Below are 20,195 nucleotides of genomic sequence, written 5' to 3' on the forward strand. Positions count from 1 at the left end.
CTTCCATCAGGCGGTCCAGGAGGTCTTTATCAATGCTCATGCGGGGGCTCCTCTTCGAGCAATTTATCACCACACCGCACAAAATTCAGGATAGTCCCTCGACGGCCTAAAGTTCGCGCCATATTCGGAGATCCCGTGCAAGGTGGAACTGTGCTTTGTCCCCATCTTTGCCGAGGAAACATACAGGGATATGGAACATCATCTGGATTATATCCAGGTCGATGCGCTCGACGGCATTTCGCGCACCCTGGTCATGGACGCCGAACAGTTCTGGCGCCTGCGCAAGCTGGTGATCCGCAACGACCGTATCCTGTTCGCCCACATGCAGCCGCAGATGGCGGCCTATGAAAAGGATGTGGAAATACGCAAGATGAAAGATGAAATGGGCATAAAGTAAGCCTGATGCGGTTTATTGATCCACCATACGGGACGGTTGTGCATGCTGGTACCACTTGAGGAAAACGAGGGTGTCATTTTCGACATCCGCTATGCTTCGGATAACAACTTTGTCGGGCGTCCGGTCTATGCCCGGCCGGTCGCCCTGCTGCACCGGGACGCGCATGCGGCCTTTGGCCGTGCGGCGGCGCGGGCGCGCGTGCTGGGGCTTGGCTTCAGGATCTTCGATGCATTTCGCCCGATCGAGGTGCAGGCCATCCTGTGGGACGCCGTATCCGACAAGGCCTTTGTGGCCGACCCCGCACTTGGCGGCACACATCCACGCGGCATCGCGGTTGACCTTACGCTGTTCGACCTCGCCACGGGCAGGGACCTGCCCATGGGAACCGGGTTCGACGCGGTAACGCCGCTCTCGGCCCATGGCGCGCTGGAGGGACTTTCACCAGAGGTCATCCACAACCGCGCCCTCCTGCTCGGGCTGATGACCACGGCGGGGTGGGAAAGCTACGAACCCGAATGGTGGCATTACAACCTGCCTGATGGCGACGACCTGCCGGTCCTCTCGGCGGCGGATGTGCCCGGCGGCCCGCTCTAGGCCGCAACAGACCCATCCCTCCCGTTCAGACCACGGCGGAAAGAAGCCTGCTGCCCGCATAGAAGGCGGCAAGGTTGCCCAGCACCATCTCCCCCATCGCCAGGCGCGTTTCCACCGTGGCGCTGGCGCGGTGGGGCTGTAGCACGACATTGTCCATCGCCAGCAGCGCCGCAGGGACGTCGGGTTCATGGGCAAAGACATCCAGCCCCGCACCCCCCAGACGTCCCTCACGCAGTGCCGCGACCAGCGCATCCTCGTCCACCACGCTGCCACGCGCGACATTGACGAGTATGCCTGCGTGCCCGAGTGCGTCGAGCACACCCGCATTGACGATCCCGCGTGATCCCGCCCCGCCTGCCGCCGCCACCACAAGGATGTCGCTGGCACGGGCAAGGTCCGTCAGGTCGGCGTGATAGGCGAAGCCCGCATCGGGGATTTCACGCACATCGTTATAGGCGACCTGCATGCCAAAGGCCTGCGCACGATGGGCGATGGCGCGTCCCACATGACCCAGCCCCACGATCCCCATGCGTTTCCCACTGACGCGATGCCCCAGCGCAATGGGCGCGCCCGTGGACCAGTCACCTGCGCGCACGTACCGGTCGGCCCGGACAATGCCGCGACTGACCGCAAGCAGGAGGGCGATCGCCATGTCCGCCACGTCATCGGTCAGGACACCAGGCGTAGTGGTTACGTGGATGTTGCGCCGCCGTGCCTCCCGCAGGTCAACCGCGTCCGTGCCGATCCCGTTGACCGCAATCAGGCCCAGTTCAGGCAGCGCGGCCATGACATTGGGCGGAACCCCCGTTCCCCCACCAGTCACCACCGCACGGACCCGTGGCGCAACCGCCGCCAGTGAGGGCGTGTCCGGCAGGTAATGCACCGTATAGGCGTCATCCAGCGCCTTTTCGATCTGGGGCATCATGCGTTCCAGCAGCACGATCTCGGGCTTCATCAATTGTCCTCCATTGATCCTTGTACATCCAGACATAACAGGATGTGCCGCATTCCCCGCGCCCCGCCGGATCAATAATGCGCCATGGCGCCGAAAATGCGGCGGCAGGCATGTTGATAAATCCGCTACGTCAATATTTTTTCTTTCATGAAACAATCGACAGATATCGTGCCAGTCTATTTTTTCGTGGTAGGAACCAGCAGCAGGTCCCTCCCCCGTCCAGGACATTGCCATGGTCGGGGCACCAGAAGACGACCTTACAGGAACACAAGAATAACAGACCTGACCGTCCCGCCCCCTTTTCCGCGGTAGCCCATGAAGACAAAACTACGCCCACGCCCATCCGGCGCCCTGCGCACGCTGTCCCGGCGGATGACCCCCACGCCACTGACGCACTGGCTGGGGATGCGGGCCATCAGTATGGCACCGGAACAGATCGCCCTGCGTGAAGGACTGCGCGCGGCGGTGGCGGTGGGCATCATGATGGCGCTTGCGCTGGCGCTGGATGTGCCGCTGATGGCGTGGTCGGCCTTTGCCGCGTTCTGGACCTGCCTGGTTGATCCGGGTGGCCCGCTGGCGATCCGCCTGCGCACATTGCTGACCTTCGGCATGGTGGGCACGGTGCTGGCAGCCATCATGTCCATGGCATCGGGATATGGTCCCATCATGGCGGCGCCATTGCTGGCGCTGATCGTCCTTGGCTGCGGACTGGGCCGCCTGCGCGGGGCCACTGCGACACAGATCGGGGTGCTTGCGGCCATCGTGGCGGTTGTGGCCATATGCTATCCCATGACGCCGCAGGGTGCGCTCGGACTGGCGGGCCTGTTTGCGCTGGGGGCCGGATGGGCCACGCTCGTATGTATTGTTGCATGGCCGGTCGATGCCTATGCCCCGCTGCGCCGGGCCTGTGCGGAGATCTTTCGCGAGGAAGGGCGCATGACCCGACGTATGCTGCGCGGTCGCGACGTGGCCCTGTCAACCGGTACACGCGGGTCCATCGGCGCCCACCGCCGCGAAATCCGCAGCCGCATCGAACGGACCCGCACGCGTATCGAAATCCTGTCCCCCGATGCCGCGGGCAGCCAGACACGCGCCGCCCTGCTGCCGGCGCTGGAAATATGCGACCGGATTTTCGTGGTGCTGATCGCCTTTGAACATGCGGTCGTGCTGACGCCTGCCTCGCCAACGACGCGCCGTATTCTGCGTCACCTGCAACTGCTGCTCGAACGTGCGGCGCGCGTGGTGGGCCACCCGGCGGCCGACATGACGGCGCTGCGGCGCCAGATCGCACGCATCGACACATTATGCGCGCATGAAGACAGCCTGTACGGACGCGGCGCACGCACATGCGCCGCCGCCCTGCGCGACCTGCTGGTTGCGCTGCATGAAACGCCCGGCCCGCTGCTCCCTGCCGGACAGGACGGGAGGCGGGCGGCACAGCCGGGGAAATGGCGTGACTGGCCGGTGGCGGTGCGTCACGCCACGCGCCTGTCGGTTTCGGTCATGGTGGCCTATGGCATCACGCTGGCATTCGCCCTGCCCTTTGCCTACTGGGCGATGATGGCGGTGGTCGTGGTCATGCAGCCACAGGGCATGACCACCCTGCCCCGCACGATCGAACGCGTGGTCGGCAGCATCGTCGGCGGACTGCTGGCCGCCATCATGGGCGTCGTGATGCCTGTGTGGCTGATCCTTGTGATGATTTTCCCGCTGGCAGCCGCAACCATTGCCTTGCGTGCCGTCAATTACACGCTGCTTGTCCTGTTCATGACGCAACTGTTCGTGCTGGTCACGGACCTTGTCAGTCCCGGCGTGGGCTGGGACGTGGGGCTGGCACGATCGGTCAACAACATCATCGGCAGCCTTGTGGGGCTGGCGGGATGCCTGCTGCTCTGGCCCGAGCGTCGTGGTCCCGGCCTTGCAGCGCAGGTGGCGGACGCCTTCATAGCCAACATCCGCTATGCCGTGCTGGCGAGTGGCGCGCATGCCGCCGGCCGGGAAAAGATCGAGCAGGCCCGCCGCATGGCCGGCACAACCAGCACCCGCGCTGAAATCCAGTGCCAGCAGACACGCCTGGAGGGGCTGCGCAGGTCCGCCCGACTGGACAGGGCGGAACAGATCCTGCTTGCCCTGCGCCAGATGGCTGGACGGGCAAGTGTCACATGGATGGAACGCTCCCTTTCCCCGTCCAGCGCCGATGCCCCTTTCCCCGCGCGGTTCGAACAGGTCATGCGCCAGATGGACTGGCCGGACATAACCGCCCCGCCCCATGCGCTGCCGACACTTGATGAAATGGCCGGCATGCTGCATCTCCTCGACGTCACGCACGGGGAGAGCCGGGACGTCGTGGCGTCCGTTCCGTCAGGGAGCGCCTGAAAACAACGTAATTTTTTGGGAACTGACTTTTTCAAAAAGGAAGCGTCTTTCAAAGCTTTCTGGAAAAATCTTCACCAAGAACTTTCTTACGGTTTCCGGATGGTCCTCAGGGCGTATCGACAGGGCGCGGACGGCCATTTTCATCGAGGGCGACGAAGACGAAATGCCCCTCTGTCACCTTCTGGCGCACGCTGGCGTGGCGGACCCTGCGCCATGCCTCCACGGCGATGGTCATGGAGGTGCGGCCTATTTTCGTAATCTGGGTATAGATGCTGACCTCATCCACCACCGACACGGGACGGTGGAAGACAACCCGGTCGATCGCAACCGTCGCACACCGCCCACCCGCACACAGGGCAGCGGTGGTACTGGCGGCAAGGTCCATCTGCGACATCAGCCAGCCACCAAAGATATCACCCGCCGGGTTGATATCCGCCGGCATCGCGACGACACGGATGGTCAGTTCACCAGAAGGCATGGCATCATGTTCGCGCATGGAATCCCCTTGTTTCAAAAAGGCTGCCATCACGGCCCGGACTGGAAAGATGTCTGCGGGCACTGGCCTTTTTACGCGGGCATATTACATGATCGCCTTTCCCGGCACGTGACTTTGCCGCGCATTGCGGTGCACATTTTGGTGACGTGCAGGGGCCGTGTTCAGAAATCGCATGCAATGCGGCCACCGATGAACCGGGGCGCGCCGGGCAGGTAGAAATAGGTGGTGGTCGCCATGCCCCCGCTTTCGGCGTACCGCCGGTTCAGCAGGTTCGTGGCATAGACCGTCGCCGACCAGTGCCCGGACGCCGGATGGAACGTCGCATGCGCGCCCAGCAGGAAATAGGGCGGCAGGCGATAGAACCCCGTCCCGCCGGGCGTGATCGCCTGGCTGTCGCGATAAAGCCAGTCGGGGCCGAAATCGATGCCATAATGCGGACCCAGCGCCTGTCGCCATTCCGCATTGCCGTTCAGGGTCAGCTTGGGCTGCCCGTTATCGACGCCTGCGAAATTGTCCTCGATCGCCTTCCACACCCCATGCTGCGCATAATAGGCATTGGTGGCGGCACGGTTCACGGTCGGGAAATTCTGGAAATTTCCCCGCTGCCACCCCAGGTTCTGCGTCACGAACAGGTGCGCGAACGGATGGATGTCCAATGTCGCCTCGAACCCCCAGCTTTCGGATTTGGGGGCGTTGGTGATTTCACTCAGCGGCCCGTAGTTCGGGATCAGTACCGTCCCGACAAGCTGCTGGTTATGGTAATCATTGTAAAATGCCGCGGCATTGAGGCGGATGCGGTTGGGAACGGGATCGCTTTTCAGGCCGAGTTCATAGGTCAGGACCGTCTCCGGCCTGAACGGGTTCAACTGCGCCTGGATCTGGGTATTGTTCGCCGTAAAGCCGCCGGGCTTGAACCCCTTGCTGATCTTGAAATAGACAAGTTCATGCGCCGCTGCCTGCCATGACACCCCGGCCTGTCCTGCATATTGCGCGGCGGCCGTGTTCTCGCCGTGGAAATCCTGCGACGTACCGCCAAAGATGACGGACTGCAGGCCGGAAATGGAACGGTCGTCAATTTCATGCAGCAACCCCGCCCACAGGGTCACGCCATGCCCGAAGCGATAGCTGATATTGCCGAACTCGGACGTGCTTTCCTGATCCATGCCGAAATGAGTGGCCATCATGTAACCACGTTGCGGCACATAATCGGTATAATCGAAGAAAAACCGCTGCTGCATGCGACTGCGCTGGTAAAACGCGCCGATTGTCCATTGCAGCAGGTCATGCGGGTGGGAGGATTGCAGGCGCACTTCCTGCGTAAAGGTGTTCGCGTCGATGGTGCGGTAGGTATCGGCCTGCGCCAGTGCGGTGCCGTCCTGATCGGTATATTCGCCCTGCCGCTCCGTCTCGAACGCGCTGATGGACGAAAACGTCACCGGGCCGAAATCGTGGGAAAAATGGACATCCGCGCCCCAGAACTGGTTATGCTCGCTGGGCTTGAGGCCCGGCTTGCGTCCGATCAGACGGGCGAATTCGGGACGCATGGACCATTGTGTCTGCTGCCATGATTCAACAGGCAGGGGCGCCGTCCACACAAGACGGTCAACCGGGATGGGATTGACGACCTCGCTGTCGTCTTGCGTGAAATGCCCTGATATCATCAGGGTTGTATGGCTGTCGGGTGTCCATTTCAGCTTGCCGCGCAACGCCCACAGGTCGGCATCGCCAAGGTGGGAGCCATTGAGCGGATCGGTCTGCCACCCGCCGCCCTGCTGCGTCTGTCCCGCAAGGCGGAAGCTCAGTCCGCGCGCAAGCGGGCCGGAAACATAGGCCTCGCTCCTGCTGCGGGAATAGGAGGCGATGTCCTCCCGCGCGCCGTAATGCCAGCTATCGGTCGGGTCATTGGTGCGCAGGCGCACTTCGCCCCCCGTATCCGACTGCCCATGACGTGTGCCGACCGGCCCCGGCGTGACCTCCGCCCCGGCAAGGTCGAACATCATCCCGTCCGTCATGGTCGAAAACGCGAACGGCACGTCATCGAAATAGGACAGCACGGAGGGCATGTTGTTCTGCGTGAAATCGTTGAAGCCCACCCCGCGCAGGTAGAAATTGGTCGAGGCCGTGCCGTTGATGCTCTGGACGGTCAGGTTCGGCGCCACGCGCTCAAGCCCGCGCAGGGAGACGACCCCGCGTTCGATCAGGCGGGCGGCGGTCAGGCGCGTATCCGCATCGGGCACATGCTGCGCCTCCGGATAGGCAAAGTCGCGGCGCTGCGCATTGACCGTAATTGTTTCCGCATGCACGGGCGCTGCAGGCTTCGTCGCCTGTCGCGCATGGGCCTTTTGCGTGGTATTGGCCGCCGCCTGCACATGCCGGGGCAGCGAAAGCACGATCACCCCCCCAAGCACCAGCCATCCGCGACGCAACAGCAGCGACAGCATCACAGGGTCAGATCGTCTCGGGGCACGGCGCATTATCGGATATCTGTTACCTGTTGTATGTTCGTACGTTTCTGCAACAAAGATGCGGCCATATCCCGGACCGGGGACATGGAACCTGCGCATCGCGATGCCGCAACATCCATTCTGCGCCTGATATGTCCGAACGTTTCATCCGCCATGTTATGACAATATTTGCTCTATTCGTGCAAAAGCGGCCTTTTACATTCCCATTGCGAAAAATACAACCGCGATGCGGACTGTATCCTGCTTTCGATATTGGGATGCCATCCGCGCATGGATATCGCCACAAGCACGAGGACACACAGGATGGACAGGACCGGGCGGAACTGCTTTTGCCACCCCTGCGTCCGGATGCCGAAACACGCCACCATCGCAAGGCCCAGCGCGCCGCCCACCACGACCTCCATTACCGTATGGTACCCCAGCGCCACACGGGTCCATCCCATCAGCATCGCGATCGCCAGTGTTGCCGCCAGCAGGGCCGCACGGTTGAGGCGCGTCAGCGACAGCAGTCCGCCATATACCATGGTGGCCGCCATGGTATGGCCGCTGGGGCTGTACAGCACGCGGTGGCGCGCAGGACCGCATGCCTCGAAATAAAGCTTCAGCGCCAGCATCAGTCCCGATCCCGCGACAATCATGACCGCCCACGCCGCCGCCATGCGCCAGCAGCGACATACCAGGAACACAAGGAAAACGCCTGCCTCGATGGGAATGATCAGGGCCTGGTCGCCTGCATTGGTCATGAAATGCATTGCGTCCCCCATCTCATGCATGGATCTGCGGTCGGTCCGTCTCCACCCTGGCATGGCATTGCGCCGGCGTTGCGTAAACGGGCGCAAGCGCGCGTTGTGGAACCTGCGCGCGCCCCCTGCCCGCGCACATCAGGTCGATCCGGGCGATCGCGGCAATCAGCATGGCGATCAGCAGATAGAAATCGAGGAACCCGACCGTCGGACTGGACAGGCAGGCCGCGATCAGGCGCGCCACCAGGGCGGGCACCACCCCTTCGATCACCAGTCGCTCCGGCCCCGGGGGGACGCGCCTGCGCGCCACCATCGCCCCGCGCAGCAGTTTCCAGTCAAAGACCAGCAGGCCGATCGCCCCCACGACACCGATGGTCGATAACAGCCCCGGCAGCAGGCTGGATGCCCGGTTGCTGCCCCACCCCACGCCAAGCCCGTAGGTTTCCGTCACGAGGGACATGGAATCCCGGTCCACCTGCGAACGGTCCTGATAGGACTGGCTGTCCTTCTTTTCCGCCGTGGACTGGAACACGAACTGCGCCGCGGGCACGACCTGCGGCGCGACCGTCACCACCACCAGCACCCCGCAGGCCAGCAGCGCGACCCCCACCACGATCAGGCGCATGACGTTCCCCAGCAACTGCATCGCCCCGGTCGCGATGGCCGCCACGGGCAGGAGGCAGATTTCCGCCGCCACGGTAATGAAGCCCGTGGTCGATGTCGTACAGGCAAGCGCCAGTGCCGAGGCGGGGATCAGCCATTTGGCGCGCGCCACGGAATAGCCCTGCAGGACGATCCAGACGCTGGAAAACAGGATCTCGCTCAGGAATGCGGCGCAGGCGGCCGGTTCGGAAAATGACGCGTTGATGCGCGGCACCGGCCCTGCGGTCTGGGTGTTGAGGACGGCCCAGCCGGGATTGGAATAAAAGAACGTGTCGGGAAACGGCACGCCACCGACCCTGTGCGCGAACTGCCACATGCATATCCCCACGACGCACCATCCCGACAGCAGGAAGGTCCGGTACAGGCGATCCAGCCGCACGTCGCTGCGGGTCAGGAAACGGGCGGCGAGGACAAGGAAGATCGTATTGATCAGCAGGTACATATCCTGCGAGATATTGCCGAAATTGGGCGCAAGCAGGACCCTGCCCCCCACCGAATCGCTTTTCTGCGGCCAGACCATAACCTGGTTCATGAACAGGCGCGGCATGATCAGCGACGCCAGCAGCGTCCATGTCACCACCAGCATGAACGGAAAGCACAGCGTCATGACCGTGCGTTCCCCCGGATAATGAACGCCCAGCACCCATTGCAGCATCACGAAGCTCATGAACGCCATGGCAGGCACCATGGCGGGCTGCACCCCGAGGCCACCAAGCACCAGCGCCGCCGCCGCCGGCAATATCCCCGCCAGCAGCAGGATATGGAGCATCAGTTGCGGACGCATCCATAACAGCAGGCATAACGGGAACAGAATCAGTCCGACAATCGTCATCGCGCGCCACCCCCTGCTGGTCCGTCCCGCTTCCCTTTGCGTGCGGCCTACCGCGCCACGCCCAGATGTCGTGGACAGGCATCACGCATCGCCTGCTCCACGACCGCGAACATGGAGCGGCGAAAGGCATCGCACGAAAAACGCCGGGCATTGGCGCGACAGGCTGCGGCGGTGATGCGCGTGCGCATCGCCTCGAACCGTTCGACTGCCGCGATGATGGCATCGGCCTCCTGCACCCCGAAAAATACGCCGGTCGGCCCCTCCGGGTCGTCCCCGTCACGCACGATGTCGCATGCGCCACCACGGCCAAAGACGATCAGGGGCGTGCCGCAGGCCTGTGCCTCGACCATCGCGATGCCGAAATCCTCCTCCGCGGCGAAGACGAAGGCACGCGCGTCCTGCATCATCGACAGCACCTCCGCATCGCTGACACGGCCACGAAAGATGATGTTCGGCGCGCCTTTCGCCACCGCCTCGATCCGTTCGCGTTCCGGCCCGTCGCCCGCTACATGCAGGACATGCTGCGGCATGCGGCGGAAGGCCTCCACCACAAGGTCGATGCGCTTGTAGGGAACCATGCGCGATATCACTACATAGGCGGCGCGCGAGGGCTGGTCCTTTTCATGAAACCTGTCGATATCGACAGGGGGATAGACGACTTCGGCCTCCCGGCGATAGACCTTGCGGATCCTGCGCGCGATATAGGTCGAATTGGCCACGAACACATCGACCCCGGCGGCGGAGCGCACGTCCCAGTTGCGCATCCGGTGCAGCAGCCAGCGCGCATACAGTCCCTTTATCCCACGCTCCATCCCGCCATGGCGCAGATAGGCCGCCTGCATGTCCCAGGCGTAGCGCATGGGCGAATGGACATAACAGACATGGACCTGGTCCGGTCCGGTAATGACCCCCTTGGCCACGGCGTGATTGCTGGAAATCACAAGGTCGAACCCCGACAGGTCAAGCTGCTCCACCGCGACAGGCATCAGCCCGAGATAGTAACGGAAATATCGCCGGGCAAAGGGCAGTTCCTGTATGAACGTCGTCTCCACCGGGCGTCCGCCCAGAAAGGCACGCTGATCGGGGGGCATGAAATCGACAATCGCAAAAACCGCCGCATCCGGATACATGATTACAAGCTGTTCCAGCACCCGTTCGGAACCTGCGTAATGTTCCAGCCATTCGTGAACGATGGCGACACGTGGCCCCGTGGGCGGCGGATATGCCGCGCGACGTGATGCAGGAAGAACATTCATGAACCGACCCTCCGCTTCGCTGGCCGCGACGTCCCCTTGCCGTGCATGTATCCCCATGCTTTACAGGTCGGACACGTGGGCATTATCGATATTTTCAGATATCGGCATGAAGATATCGCCGACATTACGTAAACAGGGCCTGATGCGGCACCAAGCAGGAGATGAGCCTTGCCCCCTGAAATCCCGCCACAGACCATCCGGCACATCCGCGTCCCCCCAATCCCTGCCGCGTCCCGCCACGCCAGACCGCCTGCGCCCCGCACGGGGCCTGGTCGTGGGTATCGTACTGGGCATCGCGTGCTGGGGCGTACTCATCGCGGGGTTCTGCCTGATGCGGTGAACACGGGGGGGGCGGGGACACCAGATCAGAAATGACGTTCGTAAATCTTTATGACATCGCCCGGCTTTACGTAATCATGGGGCTTGAGGTAGCCGACAACGGCATGATCCCCCTCCTGCCGCACGACATAGGCCCGCGTTTCCAGCGCGCGATAGGTGAATCCCCCCCCCGCCGCAACCGCCGTCAGCAGCGTCATGCCAGGCTGGTAGGGGTACTGCCCCGGTTTCGCCACCTCACCGAGGACGGAAACAAGACGATAGGCCGAAACCTCGACCGAGACACTGGGTTCGAGCAGCATGCGCGCCTGCTGTAGCGCCTTTGTCACCTCGGCCGCGAATTCGACCGTGGTCAGGCCCGCGGCCTGAAGGCTGCCGGCAACGGGAAAGGCGACCTTTCCACTGCTGTCAACACGAAAATCCGATGTGAACTGATCCTGTTCATAGGTCATGACACGGATTTCATCATCCACGCCCAGACGGTACTGTCCGGGATCATATGGTGGAACCGGCTTTAAATCCCAACCGGGCGTGCAACCTGCAAGCAGGCCCCCCATCGCACCCATGACGACCGGCAGCCAGATGGCCACGCGGCGGGGTCTTGAACAGGTCGTCGGCATGCGTCGTATGCTCCTGTCATCATATCCGTCCCGGCAGGAAAACCAGACGCCCCGGATGCGCGTCCCCTAAAGCGATAGATGAAACCCGACCAGAAAGGTGTGGATCGGGAACTGTCCGCTTCCCACCGTATTCTGACTGCTGAAATCATAATTTGCCGACAGGTGCATGTGGCGGTTAATCAGCCACTGCACCTCGGCGCCCACGCCATAGAACGTCTGGTTGTTGTGTTCCTGATACAGGACCGTATTCTGTAGAAAGGCCGGAGCGGACGGATAGTTCGCTTTCTGTATCTGTCCATATGCAGAAAAAACGATATTGCGCCTGTATGTGTGCGTCACGCCGATCCGCGCGCCGGTAAAGGTGTACCCCACCACGTTTTCAAAGGCGCTGTCCTCGATCCCGTGCCGCACGCTGAGCGTGACCGAGGTCAGGCGCGTAGGGGCCCAGTTGAACTCCGCCTCCGCCATGGGGGAATTGATGCTGCCATACGCACTGGCGCGGTAACGCCGCGTCTTGTACCCCACAAGGGCCCGGAAACGCAGCGGGCCGCGCATCCCGAAATCGTATCCCGCCATGACCGACGCCCCGTTGGAATCACGCGAAGGCGCATCTTCCAACTGGTTCTGGTACCGGATTTCCGTCCCCTGCATCACCAGCAGGGCGTGGCTGTCCCCGCGCAGTTCATATTGCGCCGTCACCCCTTCGGTCACGAGGATGCGGTCACGGTATCCCTGCCCTGGCTGACTGGCGGTGGGGGGAAAGGAATCGAAATGATAACGCTGCACATCGACCTGCGGGATGAGGCTCAGCCGCCCATGCGTCGTCGCGGTATAGCTGACCCTGCCGTCATCGACCTGGTAGGGCACGGGATGGTCAACCACCAGCGCGCCAAGGTCGGTGGGCATCTGCACAAGCGCCAGATGGGAATAGGAAACCCCTATCGTGTCATGACCGAAATCATGCACGCCGCCGACATTGGCGGTCCAGTTCGTACGATTCTGGATACTGCGGGAGGGATAGCGGATATCGTCCACACTGATGTTGCCATGGACCTGGTCGCGCTTGCCCCATTTCGACACCGCCGACAGGTTCCCCTGCGTGGAGACAACGGCGCTGGAATGGCCGCCGACAGTACGGTCGGCGTTGTTGACGTAACCTTCCGATTCGCTTCCGTCGGCGTCGATGCGCAGGGGCCCGTAACGCTTCCCCAGCGGGGCATAGGCCCCCATCGCACGCACCTGTGCGGGTTCCTGCGCCAGTTCGCCCGCCCCGCTGCCAATGGCGGGGAAATAGTTGTCGATAACCTGGGCATATGCGCCATCCACCACAAACAGGGGAGCCGCCGCAGTCAGGCCCAGCCTGAAGACCATTATTTTGCGCACCAGATACCTATTGAACATTCATGACGGAGAGATGGGAAAAGGACTCATCTGGCAACCTGCCCTGGTGGGTGTTCTTGTTTCCTGCTTCATGAAGCGCCGTGGGCACGCAGATTTAATCCCCTATCAAGATTAAATTATTTTTGGCTTCTGTCTCCATTTGCATGTTTTCCGGACGTAACGGTGGTCACGTTCGCGTTATTACTGGAAATAAATTTTTAACACTTTAACGGAACTTGCTTCCCCGCTGCCACGTATAGCCCCTGTCACGGCCGGAGGAGCAGTCATGAACAGGCTCCACCCACAATGGCCGGGCCCTCTGAAAACGCGGCACCAAGTATTCTGACTCTACATGTTCTGTAATAATGCGGAGTAAATCATGGATACGCACCTTTCCCCCGCGGCGGTTGGCTCCACCCCGGCGACAGTTCACCCCGGTGATGCCCACCTGGCGGAGGTGGACGGATTCCATGCTCCTGCAATCCAGTTGCGACATATACATTTTTCATGTGCAACAGCCCTGATCGCCACCGACTGCGCCGCATTTTCGCTGTGCCTGGGGATGGAGGAAATGTTCTTTCCAAAGAACATTCATTACATGGAAAGCGTGTTCTTCCTCTCCTGCGCCATGCTGGTGGTCATGCTGGGCTATTTTGCGTACCAGCGCCATTATACCGACCGCCCCCCCTTCTGGAACGAAGTGGCGCAGATCATTGCCGCTGCCGCCATGGCGGGGGTGGCCATCGTCATGCTGTCATGGCCCGATATGCAGGTTGCATCCGCGCTGTTCCCGTTCATCATGTTTCCCATTGTCGATGTCACGCTGCGCCAGATTACGAAACGGGTGCTCCATGCCATGGGACTGTGGCGCATTCCCGTGCTGCTGGCCGGTGAACCGGAGGACTGCACCCGCGCGATCGAGATCTTTTCCAGCGAACGCTTTCCCGGCCTGCGCTCGGTCTGGTGCATCCCGCCGTCGCGCCTCCTGCACATGTCGGGCACGCACCTGCATGACATGCTGCTGGCCCGCCATGGTGCCGCGCGACTGCTGCTGGTCATGGACACGCATGAAGGCGACGGACGCAGCGTGATCGAACATGTCACGCGCACACGGCTGCCTTTTTCGCTGATGCCGCCCCTGCGTGGCGTCCCGCTGGATCATGGGGACCATGCCTATTTCAGCCATGACGCCATGATCATGACGTTCCGCAACAACCTTGACCGCCCGGTCCACCGGGCGATGAAGGTGGCGCTGGACCTGTCCGTGGCGATGCTGGTCCTTATGGCCATCCTGCCGATCCTTGCCGTGGTCTATGCGCTGGTCCGCCTTGACGGGGGGCCTGCGGTCTTTGGCCACATGCGTATCGGGCGCAACGGCCGTCCGTTCCGCTGCCTGAAGTTCCGGACCATGGCGGTCAATGCCGATGCGATCCTGGCCGACCTGCTGGCGCGCGACCCGCAGGCGGCGGCGGAATGGGCCGCCACGCGCAAGCTGACATCGGACCCGCGCATCACGCGCGTTGGCAGGCTGCTGCGCCGGACCAGCCTTGATGAACTGCCGCAGATCTTCAACGTGCTGCGCCTGGAGATGAGCCTTGTCGGCCCGCGCCCCATCGTCATGGCCGAGGAAGTCCATTACGGCGTGGACATGGAATATTACATGGCCACCCGTCCGGGCATCACCGGCCTGTGGCAGGTCAGCGGCCGCAGCGACACTTCCTATACCCGCCGTGTCCAGCTTGATAACTGGTACGTCCGGAACTGGAGCCTGTGGCGCGACATCGTGATCCTCCTGAAGACCATTCCGGCCGTGCTGGGCCAGAAAGGCGCACGCTGAACTGAACATCCCGGCCCATCCCGGAAGAAAAGCAGCCATATGCCCCATATACCCGCCCCTCCCCTTTCGAGAGGACGCAAGTGATGAATACGCTCCAATTGCCCGCATCATTCAACGGCCCCGTGCCGGACCCGACGGCAACGCAGCAGGTTTCACCCTTGCATGCCTTCAGCATCATGCGCCGCCATCGCCTGGCCATAGCGCTTGTGACGCTGGGGATCTCGGTGCCTGCGGGGATCGGCATCTTCTCGCTCCGGCCTTATTACAATGCCTCGTCCATCCTGATCGTCGGCACGCACCAGGCCCCGTTCCGTGACCTGCAGGCCACCGTTTCCTCGCCCGAGGTGGACACTGTCGCCGTCAACAGCGAGGTCAGCATCCTGCGAAGCCCGGCCATCGCACGGGCGGTAGCGAAAAAGCTGGATCTGGTGAACGATCCCGACTTTCGCGAGGCACTGGATCATGTACCTGTCAGTAAACGGCTGGTCGATGCGGTTTCGCGCATGTTCGTCACCCCACCGGTCGAGCCCCCCATGACGGCGGACGAACGCCTGCAGGCCGTCAGCCTGCTGCTGGACCAGTGGGTGACGATCCTTAATGACGGGCGGTCCTATATCATCACGATCACGGCCAGCACGGTCAACGCGGCCACCAGTGCGCGCATCGCCAATGCCTATGCCGATGTCTATCTCGACTTCAAACGCCACATGAAGATCTCGGCGACATGGCAGGCGAACGCACTGCTGGATGAACAGATCGCCCCCCTGCGCGAACGGCTGCGCAAGGCGGAACAGGCGGTGCAGGCCTTTCGTGAAAAGAACGGCCTGATTGCGGCCGAACTCGAACGCGCGCCCGGCGCGAACGGCAGCAGCAACAGTGCCGACAGCGGCGGCACCACCGTGACCGACCAGCAGTTGATCCAGATGAACCGTGAACTGATCACCGCGCGCGGCGACCTTGAAAGCAGGCGCGCCCGCTATACCGAGGTCCGCAACGCGATCCGCAACGGCAGCCTCGACAGCATTCCCGACGCCGTTTCCTCACCGCTGATCCAGCAGCTTCAGGCGCAGGAAGCCCAGATCAGCAGCCGCGCCGCCAGCCTGAGCCAGACGGTCATGGACGGCAATCCCGACCTGCAATCCGTGCGCGCGGCGGCAGCCCAGGTCCGCGCGCGCATCGGCGCGGAAGTCCAGCGCGTCGCCAACAGCGCCGCCAAGGAACTGTCGAGCGCCGAAGCCCGCGTCGCCGCCCTGTCGGCCGAGGTGGACAGGCTTCAGGGACAGGTTACGGCGGAAAACGAAGCCGACGTGACCATGCGCCAGTTGCAGAGCGAGGCCACGGCGGCACGCACGGTCTATCAGGACTATCTCGGCCGTTTTGCCCAGACATCGACGCAGGCGGAACTGCAGGTGGCGGAAGCCGACCTGATTTCACGGGCCGAAACGCCGCTTGGCCCCTATGGCCCCCCGCGCAAGCAGTACATGGCCATCGCCATCCTCTTTGCGCTGATGATGGGGGCCGGGTCGGCGCTGGTGATCGAACGGATGCGCAAGGGGGTACGCAGCACGGCCGAACTCGACGCGATACCGGGGCTGTTCGCGCTGGGTCTGGTGACGGCCTTCGCCGGGCCACTGGCGCGCCAGTACGCCAGCAGGGAGCGTTCGGCCTATCTGGAGACGGTGGAATCGATCCGCAGCGTCCTGTCCTTCGGCCACAGCCGCTTCCGCGCGAAGGTGGTGCTGGTCACATCGGCAGAGCAGGCGGAAGGCAAGACCACCTTCGCCCTGTCCCTGGCGGCGAATACGGGGCGGTGCGGACAGCGTGCGCTGGTCATCGACTGTGACATGCGCAATCCGTCGGCCATGCGGGTCATGGGGGCGGTCAGCATCATGCGCAATACCCACGCCCCGGTTTCGCCGCTTCTGGCGGGGCTGGAGCGCGATGTCCTGCCCGGTGTCGATATCCTGACCCCCGAGGGGATGATGCATCGTGGTGGCGGCGCCATGCTGCTGCCGGAGGAACTGGGCCAGATCCTGGCGCAGGTGGGATCGCAGTACGACATGATCCTGCTCGACACGCCGCCGGCGCTGGCGTTTCCCGACGCCGCCGTCCTGTCACGGCAGACCGACGGCGTGGTGATGGTGGTCAAGTGGGGACAGACCAGTGCCGCAACACTGGTGCAGGCGATGCGCACGCTGCACACCTATGACGCGCGCACGCTGGGCGCCGTGCTGACGCAGGCCCCGCCGCACAGCCTGGGTGAGGCGGAGAAACATCCCTTCCGGATCTACAGCCATTATGGACTGCTGCCCCCGACCTGAGGCGGCAGGCAATGTTTGGAGTGCTTTGGTGAGACCAGCCATCTATGTCAACGGTCGCTTCATGACCCAGCCCCTGAGCGGGGTGCAGCGCTTCGCACTGGAGATCTGCCATGCCCTCGCCCGGGTCAGCCACGCACAGGGGCGCCCGTCCCCGATCCTCCTGATCCCCGAAGGGCGCATTACCGAAGATGATGCGCCCGACCTGCCGCGCCGCACGGTGGGGAAACGCCACGGGCAGGTCTGGGAACAGTTCGAACTGCCCCTCGCCGCGCGCAGTGGCATCCTGCTCAACCTTGGCAACACGGCCCCGCTGTGGGGACGACGCCAGATCGTGATCATCCACGATGCGGGGGTGTTCGGCCATCCTGATTCCTATTCATGGAAATTCCGCCTGTGGTACCGGGTGCTGCATTTCCTGCTGTGCCGCACGCGCACGCGCCTTGTCACCGTTTCCGAATTTTCCCGTAATGAACTGGCGCGTTACCTGCACATCCCTGCCGCACGCATTTCGGTCATTGGCGAAGGGGCCGAACATATCGTCCGCACGCAGGCCGATCCCGCGATCCTGGCGCGCCATGACCTCCGCCCGCAGCGTTTCGTGCTGGCGGTCGGCAACCTTGCCCCGCACAAGAACCTGTCGCGGCTTGATGCGCTGGCGCGTGCGCTGTCCCTGCGCGGCATCCCGCTTGTCATCAGCGGCAGCGTGAACACCACCATATTCAATGCCAGCGGCACACAGATCCTGCCCCGCCCGGCCACCTATGTCGGACGGGTCAGCGACGGGGAACTGCGCGCGCTGTATGAAGCGGCGGCATGTTTCGTGTTTCCCTCACTGTACGAAGGGTTCGGCCTGCCCCCGCTGGAGGCCATGGCATGTGGCTGCCCGGTGGTGGCCGCCGACATTCCCGTCCTGCATGAAGTCTGTGGCCCTGCCGCGATCTATGCCAATCCCGCCGATCCCGACGCCATCGCGCAAAGTGTGGTGCGCATCCTCGACTCCCCTGCCGTGGCGCAGGAACTGCGGGTGGCGGGACGGGCGCGGGCGGATGAATTGACGTGGGACAGGGCCGCGCAGTCGCTGCTGCAGATCACACAGGACATGACCTCATGAAATATGCGCCCATCCTGCGCTGGCTGGGGGGACTGCATCTGGGAGGCATGATGGCCATGGCCGTCACGGCAGGCGCATATGCCGCACCAACGCAGTCGGTCTGGTGCAGCATCAGCGATTCCTCCTCCGAACAGTTGTTCATCAGCAATCCCTATCCCCTGCCCATGACATCGCGCATGGCGGTCTATGCCTATGGCGGCAGGTTCGCACGCACGGTCAACCTGCGCTTTGGCATGCATGTGGTGCTGGAGGGTGCCTATTGCCACGCCTTTCCCTCTCCCCATCGCGCCGCCGCCGCACATGCGGACCTGATCGCGCATATGGCGGAACGCAATTTCAGGATTGTTTCGGTCGGTATTTTCTAGCTTCGCGCACAGGAGACCTCCTCATGCCCACACAGACCGCCCCGCCCCTGCGTGCTTTCGTGCAGCTCAGTTATGGATACGGGGCCATGAGCTGGCATGCGCGCTGGCAGAAAGGAGAAATCCCCGGGGTCAACGAACCCTATGCCTATGGATATTATCGCGCGGCAGGCCCGGATGTTATCGTTGAACAGTCCGAAGACAGGGCGGAAAACCCGTTTTCGCGCCTTGTGCGCTATGGGGTGCGCTTCGTCCTTGGGTTCGATTTCGTGCAGGCCTGGCGCAACCGTGCGGGCATCCTGTCCGCCGATGTGGTCTGGACCCATACCGAGGCACAGGCCCTTGCGGTGCTGCTGCTCTACCGCCTGACGCCACGCCGCACCCATCCCCCCCTGATCGCGCAGAGCGTCTGGCTGATGGATCGCTGGCCGCATGAACCGGCGTGGCGGCGACTGTTCATGCGCAGCCTGCTGTCACGCGCGGACATGCTGACATTCCTCTCGCCCGAAAACCTGGCGCAGGCACGCACCGTTTTCCCCGGACAGAGGATGGAATGGATCCCGTTCGGCATCCGCGCGGATGACATGACGGACCATCCCCCGCCGGTACGTACATCGGGTGATCCGGTGCGGGTGCTGTCGCTGGGCAATGACCGCCATCGTGACTGGAGCACGCTGATGGCCGCCACGTCCCCCCTGCCCGATGGGGTGGCATGTCATGTCACCATCGCCACGGCCAACCGCTTTGTCCCGCCCCCCCATGTCACGCGCGTCACCCCCACGCATAACGATATGCTGTTCCGGCTGTATGACGAAGCCGACCTCGTGGTCGTTCCCCTGACGCACAACCTGCATGCCTCCGGCATTACCGTGATCGAGGAAGCGACCCTGCGGGGGGTGCCGGTCATCGCCACGGATACCGGCGGCCTGCGTCATTATTTTGGTGAAGACTGCGTTTTTTATGTACCCGTTGGCGATGCGCAGGCGATGGGACACGCCATCGTCACGCTGGCGTGCGACCCGGACCGGTGTACGGCCATGGTATCCAATGCGCGCGAACGCATGCGCACGGACCTCAATTCCCGGTCCTATGCGCTGCGTCATGTCGCGCTGTCACGCGAACTTGTGTCACAGCGCAGCCCCGCCGCGCGGGAGGCTGCGGACAATGGCCCGGCCGCCGCGCGGGACATGAAGATCACGGTCGGGATCGCGACCTGCGGACGGCCGGGCATCCTGCGCGAAACGATTGCGGAACTGCGCCGGCAGACCCATCCCCCACACAGGATCATTGTCTGCGCGCCCACCCTGCAGGACATGGCGGGACTGGACGCCGCCGATGGACTGGTCCTGCTTCAGATTCCATGAGGAGTGGATAGCGAGCCGCGCCGTGTCAGAGTGTGCTTGCTGAAACTCTCTGGAGGGCAGAACCATGCTCGAGGCATCTGATCATCC

Annotated in this window: 16 protein-coding genes; 8 read left to right on the plus strand and 8 right to left on the minus strand. The window is 62.9% G+C overall.

The features are described 5' to 3' along the window. The first annotated feature begins 190 nt into the window (after positions 1-190). Together CFR72_RS14185 and ddpX are read left to right on the plus strand one after the other, a co-directional pair. Complete coding sequence (locus CFR72_RS14185; protein ID WP_208630063.1) at positions 191-397, plus strand: hypothetical protein; 207 nt, start codon at positions 191-193, stop codon at positions 395-397. Between the two features lie 42 nt (positions 398-439). Continuing rightward, the gene (gene ddpX / locus CFR72_RS14190; protein WP_110914562.1) at positions 440-991 is read left to right on the plus strand and encodes a D-alanyl-D-alanine dipeptidase; all 552 of its coding nucleotides are present in this window, start codon (positions 440-442) and stop codon (positions 989-991) included. 25 nt (positions 992-1,016) lie between these two features. On the opposite strand, the gene CFR72_RS14195 is transcribed toward ddpX, so the two are convergent. Continuing rightward, positions 1,017-1,946 carry a 2-hydroxyacid dehydrogenase gene (locus CFR72_RS14195; RefSeq protein WP_110914551.1) on the minus strand — a complete coding sequence of 310 codons (930 nt, stop codon included), beginning with the start codon at positions 1,944-1,946 and terminating at the stop codon, positions 1,017-1,019. A 315-nt stretch (positions 1,947-2,261) separates the two neighbouring features. Here CFR72_RS14195 and CFR72_RS14200 point away from each other — a divergent pair, with 315 nt between their 5' ends. After that, a complete protein-coding gene (locus tag CFR72_RS14200; protein WP_110914552.1) occupies positions 2,262-4,322 on the plus strand; it encodes an FUSC family protein in 2,061 nt (686 codons plus the stop codon). Positions 4,323-4,428: 106 nt separating this feature from the next. Here CFR72_RS14200 and CFR72_RS14205 read toward each other — a convergent pair whose 3' ends face one another. From CFR72_RS14205 to CFR72_RS14235, 7 genes are all read right to left on the minus strand, one after another. Further along, entirely contained in the window at positions 4,429-4,818 is a 390-nt protein-coding gene (locus CFR72_RS14205; protein WP_110914553.1) for an acyl-CoA thioesterase, read from the minus strand. A 161-nt stretch (positions 4,819-4,979) separates the two neighbouring features. Beyond that, positions 4,980-7,259, minus strand: coding sequence for a TonB-dependent receptor (locus tag CFR72_RS14210; protein ID WP_408869988.1), 2,280 nt, complete (start codon positions 7,257-7,259; stop codon positions 4,980-4,982). A 197-nt stretch (positions 7,260-7,456) separates the two neighbouring features. Further along, on the minus strand, positions 7,457-8,026 hold the full coding sequence (locus CFR72_RS14215) for a phosphatase PAP2 family protein (protein ID WP_167400410.1): 570 nt from the start codon (positions 8,024-8,026) through the stop codon (positions 7,457-7,459). Positions 8,027-8,048: 22 nt separating this feature from the next. Further along, positions 8,049-9,521, minus strand: coding sequence for a hypothetical protein (locus tag CFR72_RS14220; RefSeq protein ID WP_110914555.1), 1,473 nt, complete (start codon positions 9,519-9,521; stop codon positions 8,049-8,051). 47 nt (positions 9,522-9,568) lie between these two features. After that, positions 9,569-10,777 (minus strand): glycosyltransferase, encoded by a 1,209-nt coding sequence (locus CFR72_RS14225; protein WP_110914566.1) that lies wholly within the window; start codon positions 10,775-10,777, stop codon positions 9,569-9,571. 365 nt (positions 10,778-11,142) lie between these two features. Then, positions 11,143-11,733: a polysaccharide biosynthesis/export family protein gene (locus tag CFR72_RS14230; RefSeq protein WP_110914556.1), complete on the minus strand. Its 591-nt coding sequence runs from the start codon at positions 11,731-11,733 to the stop codon at positions 11,143-11,145. 66 nt (positions 11,734-11,799) lie between these two features. After that, entirely contained in the window at positions 11,800-13,104 is a 1,305-nt protein-coding gene (locus CFR72_RS14235) for an outer membrane beta-barrel protein (protein WP_110914557.1), read from the minus strand. A gap of 388 nt (positions 13,105-13,492) precedes the next feature. Between CFR72_RS14235 and CFR72_RS14240 the strand changes: the two genes are divergently transcribed. The 5 genes from CFR72_RS14240 (at position 13,493) to CFR72_RS14260 (ending at position 20,108) form a co-directional block, all read left to right on the plus strand. Next, on the plus strand, positions 13,493-14,950 hold the full coding sequence (locus CFR72_RS14240; protein ID WP_110914558.1) for an exopolysaccharide biosynthesis polyprenyl glycosylphosphotransferase: 1,458 nt from the start codon (positions 13,493-13,495) through the stop codon (positions 14,948-14,950). Positions 14,951-15,033: 83 nt separating this feature from the next. After that, on the plus strand, positions 15,034-17,271 hold the full coding sequence (locus CFR72_RS14245; RefSeq protein ID WP_110914559.1) for a GumC family protein: 2,238 nt from the start codon (positions 15,034-15,036) through the stop codon (positions 17,269-17,271). A 61-nt stretch (positions 17,272-17,332) separates the two neighbouring features. Continuing rightward, entirely contained in the window at positions 17,333-18,382 is a 1,050-nt protein-coding gene (locus CFR72_RS14250) for a glycosyltransferase family 4 protein (protein ID WP_227744484.1), read from the plus strand. After that, positions 18,379-18,747 carry a hypothetical protein gene (locus tag CFR72_RS14255; RefSeq protein WP_110914561.1) on the plus strand — a complete coding sequence of 123 codons (369 nt, stop codon included), beginning with the start codon at positions 18,379-18,381 and terminating at the stop codon, positions 18,745-18,747. The genes CFR72_RS14250 and CFR72_RS14255 overlap by 4 nt, the downstream gene beginning before the upstream one ends. Before the next feature lie 23 nt (positions 18,748-18,770). Continuing rightward, positions 18,771-20,108 carry a glycosyltransferase gene (locus CFR72_RS14260; RefSeq protein WP_244182312.1) on the plus strand — a complete coding sequence of 446 codons (1,338 nt, stop codon included), beginning with the start codon at positions 18,771-18,773 and terminating at the stop codon, positions 20,106-20,108. Positions 20,109-20,195: the final 87 nt, after the last annotated feature.

The sequence above is a fragment of the Gluconacetobacter entanii genome (assembly GCF_003206495.1).
Taxonomy (GTDB): Bacteria; Pseudomonadota; Alphaproteobacteria; order Acetobacterales; family Acetobacteraceae; genus Novacetimonas; species Novacetimonas entanii.

Bases quoted from the DNA above. Each gene is read 5' to 3' on its own strand.
- CFR72_RS14185 (WP_208630063.1), top strand. From the start codon at position 191: ATGGAACATCATCTGGATTATATCCAGGTCGATGCGCTCGACGGCATT.
- ddpX (WP_110914562.1), top strand. From the start codon at position 440: ATGCTGGTACCACTTGAGGAAAACGAGGGTGTCATTTTCGACATCCGC.
- CFR72_RS14195 (WP_110914551.1), bottom strand. From the start codon at position 1,946: ATGAAGCCCGAGATCGTGCTGCTGGAACGCATGATGCCCCAGATCGAA.
- CFR72_RS14200 (WP_110914552.1), top strand. From the start codon at position 2,262: ATGAAGACAAAACTACGCCCACGCCCATCCGGCGCCCTGCGCACGCTG.
- CFR72_RS14205 (WP_110914553.1), bottom strand. From the start codon at position 4,818: ATGCGCGAACATGATGCCATGCCTTCTGGTGAACTGACCATCCGTGTC.
- CFR72_RS14210 (WP_408869988.1), bottom strand. From the start codon at position 7,259: ATGCTGTCGCTGCTGTTGCGTCGCGGATGGCTGGTGCTTGGGGGGGTG.
- CFR72_RS14215 (WP_167400410.1), bottom strand. From the start codon at position 8,026: ATGACCAATGCAGGCGACCAGGCCCTGATCATTCCCATCGAGGCAGGC.
- CFR72_RS14220 (WP_110914555.1), bottom strand. From the start codon at position 9,521: ATGACGATTGTCGGACTGATTCTGTTCCCGTTATGCCTGCTGTTATGG.
- CFR72_RS14225 (WP_110914566.1), bottom strand. From the start codon at position 10,777: ATGAATGTTCTTCCTGCATCACGTCGCGCGGCATATCCGCCGCCCACG.
- CFR72_RS14230 (WP_110914556.1), bottom strand. From the start codon at position 11,733: ATGCCGACGACCTGTTCAAGACCCCGCCGCGTGGCCATCTGGCTGCCG.
- CFR72_RS14235 (WP_110914557.1), bottom strand. From the start codon at position 13,104: ATGGTCTTCAGGCTGGGCCTGACTGCGGCGGCTCCCCTGTTTGTGGTG.
- CFR72_RS14240 (WP_110914558.1), top strand. From the start codon at position 13,493: ATGGATACGCACCTTTCCCCCGCGGCGGTTGGCTCCACCCCGGCGACA.
- CFR72_RS14245 (WP_110914559.1), top strand. From the start codon at position 15,034: ATGAATACGCTCCAATTGCCCGCATCATTCAACGGCCCCGTGCCGGAC.
- CFR72_RS14250 (WP_227744484.1), top strand. From the start codon at position 17,333: ATGACCCAGCCCCTGAGCGGGGTGCAGCGCTTCGCACTGGAGATCTGC.
- CFR72_RS14255 (WP_110914561.1), top strand. From the start codon at position 18,379: ATGAAATATGCGCCCATCCTGCGCTGGCTGGGGGGACTGCATCTGGGA.
- CFR72_RS14260 (WP_244182312.1), top strand. From the start codon at position 18,771: ATGCCCACACAGACCGCCCCGCCCCTGCGTGCTTTCGTGCAGCTCAGT.